Source organism: Lactiplantibacillus sp. 30.2.29, from assembly GCF_018991255.1.
Classification (GTDB): Bacteria; Bacillota; Bacilli; order Lactobacillales; family Lactobacillaceae; genus Lactiplantibacillus; species Lactiplantibacillus pentosus.
The window spans coordinates 111,424-123,720 of record NZ_JAGYGU010000009.1 but is presented as its reverse complement, the minus strand read 5'-3'; the positions used below and the strand labels follow the sequence as shown (position 1 = coordinate 123,720).

At 46.6% G+C, this 12,297-nt stretch carries 12 protein-coding genes; 10 read left to right on the top strand and 2 right to left on the bottom strand.

Going from position 1 to position 12,297, the window contains the following annotated elements; translation table 11 throughout:
• Nucleotides 1-73: 73 nt before the first annotated feature.
• Nucleotides 74-2,725 carry a YfhO family protein gene (locus tag KGF65_RS06895; protein WP_216748060.1) on the bottom strand — a complete coding sequence of 884 codons (2,652 nt, stop codon included), beginning with the start codon at nucleotides 2,723-2,725 and terminating at the stop codon, nucleotides 74-76.
• A 199-nt stretch (nucleotides 2,726-2,924) separates the two neighbouring features.
• Between KGF65_RS06895 and KGF65_RS06890 the strand changes: the two genes are divergently transcribed.
• The 8 genes from KGF65_RS06890 (at nucleotide 2,925) to KGF65_RS06855 (ending at nucleotide 10,289) form a co-directional block, all read left to right on the top strand.
• Nucleotides 2,925-4,961: a penicillin-binding protein 2 gene (locus tag KGF65_RS06890; protein ID WP_216748059.1), complete on the top strand. Its 2,037-nt coding sequence runs from the start codon at nucleotides 2,925-2,927 to the stop codon at nucleotides 4,959-4,961.
• Nucleotides 4,962-5,083: 122 nt separating this feature from the next.
• Complete coding sequence (rpmG, locus tag KGF65_RS06885) at nucleotides 5,084-5,233, top strand: 50S ribosomal protein L33 (RefSeq protein ID WP_003638573.1); 150 nt, start codon at nucleotides 5,084-5,086, stop codon at nucleotides 5,231-5,233.
• A gap of 146 nt (nucleotides 5,234-5,379) precedes the next feature.
• Nucleotides 5,380-5,946, top strand: a complete 567-nt coding sequence (locus KGF65_RS06880; RefSeq protein WP_105923927.1) for a 5-formyltetrahydrofolate cyclo-ligase — start codon at nucleotides 5,380-5,382, stop codon at nucleotides 5,944-5,946.
• Nucleotides 5,933-6,616, top strand: a complete 684-nt coding sequence (locus tag KGF65_RS06875; protein WP_021336431.1) for a rhomboid family intramembrane serine protease — start codon at nucleotides 5,933-5,935, stop codon at nucleotides 6,614-6,616. Before KGF65_RS06880 ends, KGF65_RS06875 begins: the two co-directional genes overlap by 14 nt.
• 18 nt (nucleotides 6,617-6,634) lie before the next feature.
• The gene (locus KGF65_RS06870; RefSeq protein ID WP_003638576.1) at nucleotides 6,635-6,856 is read left to right on the top strand and encodes a YqgQ family protein; all 222 of its coding nucleotides are present in this window, start codon (nucleotides 6,635-6,637) and stop codon (nucleotides 6,854-6,856) included.
• 17 nt (nucleotides 6,857-6,873) lie between these two features.
• Nucleotides 6,874-7,836 (top strand): ROK family glucokinase, encoded by a 963-nt coding sequence (locus KGF65_RS06865; RefSeq protein WP_216748058.1) that lies wholly within the window; start codon nucleotides 6,874-6,876, stop codon nucleotides 7,834-7,836.
• 170 nt (nucleotides 7,837-8,006) lie between these two features.
• Nucleotides 8,007-8,402, top strand: a complete 396-nt coding sequence (locus KGF65_RS17000; RefSeq protein ID WP_253954362.1) for a Type 1 glutamine amidotransferase-like domain-containing protein — start codon at nucleotides 8,007-8,009, stop codon at nucleotides 8,400-8,402.
• Nucleotides 8,403-9,875: 1,473 nt separating this feature from the next.
• Nucleotides 9,876-10,289, top strand: coding sequence for a rhodanese-like domain-containing protein (locus KGF65_RS06855; RefSeq protein ID WP_003638578.1), 414 nt, complete (start codon nucleotides 9,876-9,878; stop codon nucleotides 10,287-10,289).
• A 49-nt stretch (nucleotides 10,290-10,338) separates the two neighbouring features.
• Here KGF65_RS06855 and KGF65_RS06850 read toward each other — a convergent pair whose 3' ends face one another.
• Nucleotides 10,339-10,515: a DUF3042 family protein gene (locus KGF65_RS06850; protein ID WP_003638579.1), complete on the bottom strand. Its 177-nt coding sequence runs from the start codon at nucleotides 10,513-10,515 to the stop codon at nucleotides 10,339-10,341.
• Between the two features lie 99 nt (nucleotides 10,516-10,614).
• Between KGF65_RS06850 and KGF65_RS06845 the strand changes: the two genes are divergently transcribed.
• On the top strand, nucleotides 10,615-11,349 hold the full coding sequence (locus tag KGF65_RS06845) for a glycerophosphodiester phosphodiesterase (RefSeq protein WP_216748057.1): 735 nt from the start codon (nucleotides 10,615-10,617) through the stop codon (nucleotides 11,347-11,349).
• Nucleotides 11,350-11,353: 4 nt separating this feature from the next.
• On the top strand, nucleotides 11,354-12,289 hold the full coding sequence (gene miaA / locus KGF65_RS06840; RefSeq protein ID WP_216748056.1) for a tRNA (adenosine(37)-N6)-dimethylallyltransferase MiaA: 936 nt from the start codon (nucleotides 11,354-11,356) through the stop codon (nucleotides 12,287-12,289).
• Nucleotides 12,290-12,297 lie beyond the last annotated feature (8 nt).

Here is a 12,297-nt window from a genome sequence, read left to right as displayed (position 1 = left end):
AATTCAGTACGCAAAAAAATCAGTGCAGCCAGAATCTCAAAAAATTCTGACTGCACTGATTTTTAATAACTAACTAATTTGCGTGGTTGCGACGACGGCGGCGAATAACGAACCAGCCGATCGTGCCAATTGCGCTAACACCGGTGATGATGCTCCCGGTGACTAGGAACGGTGGTCGATAGGTGAGTGTCACAGTGTGCTTGCCTTTGCTGAGCGGTACCGCGACGAACGTGTTGATGACCTTCTTAGTGGCAACGGACTTGCCATCAACGGTCGCGTGCCAGCCTTTAGAATACGGAATTGTCGTCATCAAGACTTGGTGGTTGTGCTTGATATTAATGGTCCCAGTAATCTTGCGGTTAGAGTGAGCGCTGATGTTCCACGGTGATTGCTGCAGTTTCTTGGCCGAAGTCTTAAATTGCGAGTTGTTCAACTTGTAAAGCGTAAAGTTTTGTAACCAGAGGGAGGTCTTCTTCATTTGAATCCCAAAGGTGACCGTTTTGCCTTTACTATTTGAAGCGACATTGACCGCAATCGTATGACGGTAGGTCGGATATTGCTTGAGTTCCTTACCGTTGATGTAGAAACTAGCATTCGACGTTGTTAAGTTTGCGCCCAACGTGATGTAGTAAGAATCATTGGTCGTTGGGGTGAACTTGAAGTAAATGGAACCGGTCTTGCTGAGATTTTCTTTATTCAAAACGGCACCAGTCAGTGTCGTGACCTTTTTAACGTTTTGGAAAACGACTTCGTTAAAGTTTTCAGCACTGATCAGGCTGCTCGTCGAACGGTTAGCGAGCGTTTGGTAAATGAGCTCTTGTCGGGCAATCGGATCACCAGTCGTCTTGGAGACTTTTAGTTTGGTAATCTTATCAGAAGCCGCAAATCCTAAGCCTAACGCATACGGATTCTTGTAAGTCGTGACTTTGCTGGTGCTGAGCTTCTTGGATTTCTGATAGTTCGTCAAATCCTTCTTGGTGCTCGTCACCGGAATATAGCTTCGATAGTTCGTATTGTCATTTTGCGACGTTGGAACCTTCTTATCCATGAAGTATTGCATGTCTAAGAGTGAATCGGTAATCATGGTACCGTTTGTGTAGGCGGCGACGCCATCACCATCTGGCTGACCGATTGAACCAAAGAAGTTCGGAATGATGCTTTCAAACGTCGAACTGAAATGGTCGGCGCCATTATAAGCTGCTTGCATCGGATCATCCTTGGTCCGTGTAAAGGTCTTGCCAATTCGGTAAAAGCCCTTGCCATTTGCTTTGATTTTATTAACGGCGTTATCTAAAGCCGTCGTATACTTGCCAAATTCTGATTGTGAGACGTACGAAATATTGTTCAATGACGCCACAACGTTGATCGACATGTCCGTCGCAACCAGGATGAGCGCGACAATTTGGTAAATCAGACGCCGCTGTTTCGGCAGTGTCAAGAAGATCAACGTAATCGCAGCTAAGGCAATCGTAATCAAGAGGTTGGCTTGCGTGACGTACGACACTTTCTTGATGTTTAAATAGACGGTCGTAAACAGCCCAACGGTTAAAGCCAGCATCGTGAGCGCTTGCCAGAGCTTGATCGTAATCTTGTCGGCCATTGCTTGAGCACCTAGCCAGACAATCCAGAAGCAGAAGACAAATGAGAAGCGGTACGGATACCAGACTGGGAATTGATCTGCGTGCCACAGCAAGTCTAATGGTTCGTAGCAGAATGACAATAGAATAAAGCCAGTGACTAATAGGGCACTCAGCTTAACGGTCCACTTGAATCGGCGGCGTAAGAAGAACAGAATAAACGCAAAAATTGCAAACCAGGCAACGTAGAAGTTCGGTTGACCCGAAGGCATCTGGTCAAAGTTAAAGGTCCCAGTCACAAACTTCGCTAGCATCTTCCAGGGCGCATATTCTAGCTTCCAATGAATCTTTGTTTCATTATATTGGGCTTTACTTTGAATCAACGCCCAGAAGGTTGGTAGTAGCAACCATGCGGAGAGCGCAGCTGCCAGTAAGCCACCCCAAGCAAACTTAAGGGCGTGTTTGATCATCGTTTTGAAGTCTTGCCAGTACTTAGTTGCGCCATACAACCAGTACAAACAACTAAACAAGACGACCATGTAACCCATATAGTAGTTGTCAATCAGCATCACCGCGAGCCAACCCGCAAAGTAGCGGACCTTGCCCGTTGTGAATAGGCGTTCCAACCCTAAAATAACCAGTGGTAGAATTGCAACGGTATCCAACCAGATCATGTTTAATTGGTTGGCAACCATCCAGCCCATTAAGGCGTAGGCGGTACTGAATGTTGGCACCAACCAGCCCTTTTGCGTGTGGGTCTTCGTCAATAGCCAGGCAAAGGAGAGTCCGGCAAAACCATACTTTAAGACCGTTACGATAAAAATACCGGTGGTGATTGATTGACCAGGGAAGAATAAATAGATTAAATTAAAGGGACTCATTAAGTAGTAAGCCCAAACCCCGACCATTTCACCACCAATGGTTTTGGAGAACGAATAGAATAGCGCACTTGGATCGTGCAGGAGCGTGTGTCGGAAATAGGCGAATAGGTCCACGTATTGCTGACCCAAGTCGACCGTCAACAAACTGCTTGATCCAAATGGGGCCATGTGCCGGTAGATAAAGTAACCGGTCATAATCAGTAAGGGTAACCAAAAACTGATCCATAGCGGCCACGTCCGCTTATCAAAAAAACGCCGAAGTTTCACAAATTGCCACCTCAATCTCTAATAATTCATCGCCGCGCAGAAAAATAATCAAAAAAACATTAAAATCCGCAATATCGGCTGAAATTTTTATGTCTATCGTTTAGAATAACATAAGTGTGGTATTTATCTAGGATTGCTAGTATCATCTGGTAAATTTTTGCGAAATGTTTACCAAATTAAGAATGGGAGCGCCTGAGAATTGAAATTTTTTAAGAAAATTACCATAAATCGTGATCCCAACAAGTCGCATATTCCATTTCGGCTGAACTTCTTGTTCTTCATTGTCTTCTTGTTGTTTGCCGCGTTGATTGCACAGTTAGCTTACTTACAAGTGGACTACGGTCAGAAATTCCGTAGTACTGTGAACTCGGCCAATAACACGACTGCGACGGGCAAGGTTCAACGGGGATCGATTTATGATTCGACCGGACGGGTCTTAGTGGGTAACAAGTCCCACCAAGCGATTCAATATACGAAGGGGCTGTCAGTTGCGTCAACCAAAATGTACGAGGTTGCCAATAAGTTAGGTGAATACCTAACCATTTCAACTTCGACCATGACGGATCGTAACTTGGCTGACTATTACTTAGCGGGGACTGCCAACTTAAAGGCAGTGTCTAAGAAGGTCAAAACATCTACCGATGATGATGTCTTGTATGCCCGAGAAGTGGCCTACACGGAGAAGCATATCGTTCAAAATATGACGGATGCACAAAAGAATGCGGCGGCCATCTATTATAAGATGAATTCCGCCTATTCATTGTCGACGGTCAATATCAAGTCGACTGGCGTTACGAGTACCGAGCTCGCTGAGATTGGTGAACATCAATCAGAGATGCCTGGTATCAAGGTCGGAACCAGTTGGACTCGGAGTTATCCGAACGGAACCGACTTGAGTAGTGTGCTGGGAACAGTCACGACTGAAAAGCAAGGGTTGCCTAGTGACAACATCAAGACCTTGCTTGCTGAGGGTTATTCACGGGATGATTCCGTGGGTCAAAGTCAGTTGGAAAAGCAGTATGAAAATGTGCTGAGTGGGACCAAATCACAGACCGAGGTCAAAACTCAGGATGGGGTCATCCAAAAAGAAATCAAGAAGTATGGTGGTAAAAAAGGTGACAACATTCAGCTGACGGTTAACTCGAAGTTCCAAAAGAAGGTCCAACAGATTATTATGTCGGAAGCCAAAACGGTGGGTTCAGCTAATGCCTATTCACCAGGGGCATACGCCGTCGTGATGAATCCGTCGACCGGGGCGATTTATGCCTTGGCGGGTGCCAGCCGGAACTTATCGACTGGGAAGGTTACTGAAAATGCCTTAGGAACCATCAACCAATCCTTTGTTATGGGGTCGGTTGTCAAGGGGGCCACTGTCATGGGGGCCTTGCAAGATGGCGTAATTACGCCAACTAACAGTACCTTGACCGATACGCCAATCAAGTTAGCTGGGACTGCTTCTAAGAGTTCTTGGTTCAACAAGACTGGGAGCGCAAGTATTTCGTTGAATGCTTCGACCGCGATGGAAGTTTCTTCTAACTCCTACATGATGCAATTAGCCATGAAGGAAGGGAACTTCAATTATTCTTCTGGTAAGGCCTTGACGATGTCCAATTCAGTCTTTGCCAAGCTTCGGGGCTACTTCAACGAGTTTGGTCTCGGTGTCAAGACTGGGATTGATTTGCCTGGTGAAGCCACTGGTTATGAAGGTTCCTCTGCACAGAAAGATATTGGTAAAGCGTTAGACTTGTCCTATGGGAACTATGACTCTTACACGACGATCCAATTAGCACAATACATCGCAACGATGGCTAATGGTGGTCGGCGAATTGCTCCCCATATCGTGTCTGCAATTACGGGAACCAAGGCCAATGGGTCACAAGGGGCCGTAAAGACCAACGTGAAGCCACGGGTCTTAAATACGATCGACGTGCCATCATCATACTTTGATGTGGTGCATACCGGTTATTGGGACGTGGTTCATGGGACTAGTACTTACAAGACGGGGAGTGCACTTGAGAACTTATCACCTGCCGTTGCCGCCAAGTCTGGGACTGCCGAAACTTATCATGGGACGACGTCGACTGAAACACTGAGTTTAGTAACGTATGCGCCATATAAGAATCCGAAGGTCGTCATCGCGATTGCCTTTCCTGGAATCACTGCAACCAATGGGGCATATAACACCACGACTGCAACCCAAATTTATAAAGCATTCTGGAAGTATTACAACAAATAATCACTGATTTTTGATACCAGTATCTTAATTGATACTGGTATTTTTTAGTCATTAATGGTATAGTAGTTCAAGTTAAGGGTTCCGGCCCTGTAATATGCGAATGAGTTTGGAGGGTCAACAACATGCGGGTACACATTACACTTGAATGTACAGAATGCCATGAACGCAACTACTTATCTTCAAAGAACCGCCGGAACAATCCGGACCGGGTTGAATTTAAGAAGTATTGTCCACGGGAACACAAAGTGACATTACATCGTGAAACAAAATAACAACGGGGACTCCTGTTGTTTTTTCTGTAACATTGTCATCAGACAATGGGTTTCTCATTTGTTGGCAACTGCCAAATTGAATTTTCAATTTGACATGTTAATGAATGAGATTTTTTTATACCAATGAATTTACGGAGGTGACTGACGTGGAGAAGCGCGCATTTCGCAAACAGCAGTTACAACGATTGAGCCAGCTTTCAGATTCAGCTCGTCAGCAGCAGAATCTGGCCTTACAACGACAATTGTTTGCTCATTCAGCCTGGCAAGCGGCACAGGTCGTAGCCATCACGCTGAGTGGCGACATCGAAGTCGCGACGCAGCCGTTAATCGAGCGTGCCTGGGCGGAGGGAAAGACGGTCGTGATCCCTAAGACGTTACCCCATCGGCAGATGGCCTTTTACCCATACACGTCGACGACCCAGCTTGCACGCACGAGTTTTGGCTTATCAGAGCCAGTCGCTGGTCAGCCAATCGCTAAATCAGCGATTGATTTGATCCTAGTACCCGGTTTGGGCTACAGTCGTGATCGATATGCCCGCATCGGCTTTGGCGGTGGCTATTATGACCGCTACCTGGCGGACTATGCTGGTACCAAGTTAACGCTGGCATATAACGAAATGGCTTTCGAACACGCCGAGTGGCCAGTGGATGACTATGATATTTTACTAGACGAGCTCTTGGTAGCAGGGGATGGACAAAATGACAAGAATTAGACGATGGTGGCAAATGGAGCCTGCAATCACCCAGATTATTTTAGGGATTACGGTGGCAGTCTTCCTAATCGAATGGCTGATGGGTGACGGTGCCACACTAGTCTTTAACGCCATCGGTGCGAAGAATAACCAGGCAATCGCAGCCGGTCAGTGGTGGCGGTTCATCACGCCGATGTTCTTACATATGGGGCTGACACACATCGCGTTAAACGGTGTTGTCATCTACTTTATGGGGATGCAGATTGAAGCGATGTACGGTCACTGGCGGATGCTGGCACTTTATATGCTCGGCGGCATCAGTGGTAACATCATGAGCTTTGCGTTATCGACCAACCAATCTGTCGGGGCTAGTACGGCATGCTTTGCCTTATTTGGCGCTTTCCTGACGATTGGTGAATCTTTCTGGGAGAATCCCGTGATTCGGCAGTTGACCAATCAGTTCCTATTGTTGACCATTTTAAACTTGGTCTTTGATATGTTTTCGAATGGCATCGATATTTGGGGCCACGTGGGCGGCCTTGCAGGTGGCTTTTTACTTGGCTACGTCCTCGGAGTGCCACGAATCGGGAAGATTGCGCCGCTCAAACGAATCGTTGCTGGCGTGGTGTTAGTCATTGGCTGGCTTGCGCTACTAAAAATGGGTTTTACAAATGTTAATTTAACTGTATAATTAATCGAGGATATGCACATGAAAACACTTTACGACGTCCAACAATTACTTAAAAAATTTGGCGTGTACGTGTACGTGGGCAAACGTATTTGGGACATCGAACTAATGGCCATCGAGATTGATCATCTTTATCAGGCCGGTGTGATCGACCCGAAGCTGTATGCCCGCGTCAAACTCGTATTGAGTCATGAGCACCGGATAGAAGCAGAACGCGCCCGTGAAGACACGGCGCAGGACTAATGGAGGGATTTAGCAGCATGGATCGTAAGTTAATCGGAGTCGACCTTGGTGGGACGACAACTAAGTTTGCTATTTTAACGGAAAATGGCGATATTCAACAAAAGTGGAGCATTGAAACCACGATTTTGGATGAAGGTTCACACATCGTGCCGAACATCATCGATTCAATCAACCACCACATCGATTTATACAAGATGGACCGCTCACAATTTATCGGTATCGGGATGGGAACACCCGGAACGGTCGACTTGGAAAAGGGAACGGTTATCGGTGCCTACAACTTGAACTGGAAGACTTTACAACCAGTCAAGGAACAGATTGAAAAGGGAACTGGTATCAAGTTCACTTTGGACAATGACGCCAACGTGGCTGCTTTAGGTGAACGCTGGAAGGGCGCTGGCGAAAATGGTAGCGACGTGGTCTTCGTGACACTTGGTACTGGTGTTGGTGGCGGAATCATCGCTGATGGCCGTTTACTTCACGGGATTGCCGGTGGCGCTGGTGAAATCGGCCACGTGACCGTTGAACCAAATGGTTACATGTGTACTTGTGGTAAGAAGGGTTGTCTCGAACAATACGCTTCTGCGACTGGTGTTGTCCACGTTGCACGTGACATGGCTGAAGAATTCTCTGGTGACTCTAAGTTGAAGCAACTCTTAGATAACGGTGAAGAAATCAGTTCTAAAATCACCTTTGACTTAGCCAAGGAAGGCGACGTCTTAGCTAAGCGGGTCGTTGACCGTGTCTCATATTACTTAGGATTGGCCTTAGCCAACGTTGGTAACACGATGAACCCATCTTCAATTATCATTGGTGGTGGCGTTTCAGCTACCGGTGACTTCTTGTTAAACCAAGTGGTTGATTACTTCAAGCAATTCACTTTCCCAACCATTCGTGATACGACCATCTTGAAGTTGGCCGTTTTAGGTAACGATGCTGGTGTGATTGGCGCCGGTTCATTAGCACAACGGTTTATTTAAGCTAAATATCTGGTTAAAAAGAAGCCCTGAACATATCGTCAGTGGCTTCTTTTTTTGAAACTAGTCAGGATTACTTGTGCTAATTTCTGATTTGATCGTGTCGCGCTGAAGGAACATGGCTGCAGTTCGACCAGTGATGCGAGCTGCGTGAAAAACGGAGGTGGTTACCAATGGCAAATTTATTATTATCTTCACGTGCATTGTGCAATCAGGCCATAACGGATGCTTTTTTAGCTCTAGTCAAGCCGAATGCGACGATTGTGATTATCGTCAATTCCGTTACAGAAGGAAAACGCCATCCCCAGATGCAAGCTTTACAACGAACGATCCAGCAACTCGGATTTGAACACGTGACGCTGTTAGATGTGTTGACGGATGATTTGGCGACATTGGAGACGGCGGATGCAATTGTTTTGAATGGTGGCTACGAATTTTTGTTGCTAAGCAATTTACGTAAGATGAACCTGCTGACGCGATTCAGGCAGTTAGCACTTGCTGGTAAACCATTTTATGGCATTAGTGCCGGTGCCATTCTGTTGGGCCCGGATCTGGACTTGTATACGTAACTGTATCCAGAAGATAATACGGAACAGCTGACGCACGCGCCGGCCATCAATGCGACCCCAATTCGCATTTACCCGCATTATGACGCTCATTGTCAACTTAATCCTAATTTACCAAGTTTAATTACGGACTGGGAACGGCAGACTGGGTCGCACGTGACGCGGTTGACGAATGATCAGGGATTGCGGATTCGTGGTACAGAAGTCCAGCTCATTCAGCCGGCAGCGCAATGAGTTCGACTGCTGACCGTTGAGCAATAAAGATAACCCCAACGCGCTAGTTATTAAGGCCAAAAGTAGCCAATGCGTAACGCGTTGTGCTAGTTGTTTTTTTAGTGGCGCGATGATTAAATCATACCAATTGTTTGGTTCACTGTTTGTCAGCCGGTGCGCGCCTTAGTCCGAATTCTGGGGCTGGCTGACAATAGCCGGAACATAGCCGAACATCGATTTGAATTCACGCAGAAACCCATGGCGTAATTCGTAATATCGCAGTAGTCAGTTACGCGTTGTGTTAGTTATTCTTTAGCCCTAAAGATGGTTAGATCATGCCATTTTATAAGTTCAAGAACTGCCAGCTAAGACCCGCTGGAAAAAGTGCGACTTAGCGTAAACTTGCTGTTGTGGAGACGTCCTAGGCCGGCCTCCAGGCATTCTGGGCAATGGCCGGAACGTGGTGGACACAGATTTAAGCCGACAACCCACGTCTTAAATACTGGTCTTTCACTAACCAAGCCAAAAACGCTTGCTAAGTGAAATTTCACCACTTGGCCTTGCCCAGAATACCTTCCAGCCGGGACCCTATTCGAAAGGCAGACATGTGTGAACCCAACCTTTTTTTGATTAGTCGTTGTTTTCACGGTACAAGGCCATTTTGACATTCAACTGTCAGACTAGTTCTAACAATAACCAAGCTTCCTGACCCATGATTTAATGCTCCGAACACGCGTCCTCACTGAAAATGTGAGATTTTTTCTCTAGTCGCCTGAGATAGCAAAGTCCCAGAATTGTATGCACAGGTGAGTTTATTGACTAAATTCGGGGACTAAATTCAAGACTAGTGTCCATTGGGATTTTTGAAAAATATTCAGGTAACCCTCGCAGTACTTAAATGCCATTAAGCATCATCGATACCGATTAAAATTTGCCTAAAGGACCAGCCACTTAACGTTCAGCGGTCAATTGTACCAAGATAGGTGGCCGTTCATCCGCCATTCGAGTGGCTTCCCGACTGGAGGGGCCGGCTGACGAACCGGACGCCAATTTGGCATGATCTAACCATGAATCATGACAAATTAACTAGCACAATGCGTAGTCAGTTTAATCGTTCCGACCAGAGGACTGTTGTGCCTACCAGTAGAACAAAGCACTATACGAAATGATTGGTAACGGTTTAATCAACGCATTTCCCGCTTACCCCTAGTAAAAGTAAGCGGTTTTGTGTAAAATAGGTAAGTGGAAATTAGGAGGGATAACGTGGTTTTAGGTGCAGTAAGCGGTCTGACTTATGTTAACATTGTGTTAGTTATCATAATTGCAGCCTACTTTATTTATGAGTTATATAGTTATATTCGGCGCCGGCAAGTTTCAACGATGCTGGACGAAGCTGAATTTCAAGCTGGGATGCGGAAGGCCCAAGTCATTGATTTGCGTGAAAAGAAAGATTTTGACGCTGGTCATATCTTGGGGGCACGTAACATTCCGTTCAATAGTTTGAAGGTCCGGATGGGCGAGCTTCGTAAGGACATGCCAATCTACGTTTATGACCAGACCCACACGTTAAGCACACGGGCGGTGGTAACTTTAGCTAAAAATGGTTATTCACAGCTATACATTTTAAAACCCGGATATGCACGTTGGGAAGGCAAGACGAAAAAAGCGAAGTATTAAAAAATGGCGGCTAGAACAACAACTTGTTCAGCCACCATTTTTTAGTTAATTAACCGTTGTGAGCAGAGCGACTCTTGCGCAAAGCCTTTTTACGGTTTTCTTCGAATTTGTTTTCTTGGTCTTCGATTGGGTCTACCACTTGTTTCTTAAATGATAAGACAGAACCAATCACAGCGCCGGCAGTTGCAACAACTCCGAATAAGAAGCCACGAGTAAATGATTTCATTAGTTAAACCTCCTAGCAATTGTTAGTTTTATTATGCTTGTTTTGCGTGAAGATAGCAATCAATTCAAACTAAATTTTATAAATGTGGGGTGAAAAAAGATGCTGACTAAGATTATTGCCCATCGTGGGAGTAAGGGGACCCGTCCTGAAAATACGCTACCAGCGTTTATTGCGGCGCTGGAAGATGGTGCGGATGGTATCGAAACGGACGTGCACTTGTCGCGAGACGGGCATCTCATCATTATGCACGATGAACAAGTCGACCGTACGACCACTGGGATCGGGTATATCAAAGACTTGACACTGGCGGAATTAAAACAACTCGATGCTGGTGTCAAATACGATCTGGCCTATGTCGGAACACGGATTCCAACCTTGGATGAAGTCGTTCAGCTCCTGATTGAGCGCCAGTTTACCGGTATTTTTAATCTCGAGATCAAAACAAATAAGATCCATTATGACGGCATTGAAGATTTAGTCGCAGATTATTTCAAACACCATTCCGTCCCATTTACTTTGGTTTATTCAAGCTTTTATGGTAAGTCGATCGAGCGCCTGCACATCTTGCAACCAGAAGTAGAATCCGACAGTCTCTTCAAGGCTAAAGTTCAAACGGCCAAACGATTGCACGCGCAGCACATTGTCTTGGGTTATCATCCGGATATGCGCTGGGTTCGCTTTCATTGGTTTCTGTTACCCAAAGTCCAATTACGACCATGGACGGTCAATACGGCTCGTGATATGCGTTTTTGTTACCGCCATCGCTTTGCCGGCCTGATTACGGATTATCCTGGGTTGGCACGCCAAATTCGGCAACAAGTTCAAGGAGGTTAGAGACGTGGCCACAATACCTAAACATAAAGTTCTTTTGATCGCTGGACCGACCGCGGTCGGCAAAACGGCGCTTTCACTGGCGCTCGCAAAGCAATTGAATGGCGAAATTATCTCCGGTGACTCGATGCAAGTTTATCGGCATCTGGACATTGGGACGGCCAAAATCATGCCTGACGAACGTGCGGGCATTCCGCACTACTTGATCGATATTAAAACGGTTGATCAACGCTTTACGGTCGCCGAGTTCGTGAGCCGCGCCACGGCACTGATCAATGACATCACTGCCCGGGGAAAACTGCCAATCATCGTTGGCGGTACCGGTTTTTACTTACAGTCACTCTTGGCAGGGTATCAGTTCGGACCCAACGACAATGCGCCCGATATGGCGTATCGCCAGCAATGGTTTGACCGTGCAGCCAATGCCGGCAATCAGGCGGTCTGGGATGCCTTGAATCAACGGGACCCCCAAGCGGCGGCAGCGATTGCACCTGCTAATCTGGTTCGGGTCGTGCGGGCGCTGGAGTATCTGCATACGACCGGCCAACTGTTTTCGGCTCAAGCTGACACCGCTACTGAAACGCTCGACGCATACACACTCTGTCTGACGGCGGAACGATCGCTGCTCTATGACCGAATCAATCAGCGAGTCGATTTAATGCTGAATGTTGGTCTAGAAGCGGAAGCGCGTTGGCTGTACGACCAGGGGGGTGGGGACTTGCCAGCGGGTAAGGGCATCGGCTACCACGAGTGGTTCCCATATTTTGCCGGCACGCAATCACGTGACGCGACCATTGCGGCCATCAAACAAGATTCGCGGCGGTACGCTAAACGCCAATTGACCTGGTTCCGCAACAAGATGACCGTCGATTGGGTCGACTTATTGGAACACCCCGAATTACGGGCGTCAATCGACCAACGGCTGGCTAGTTGGTTAAGCTAATTATAAAT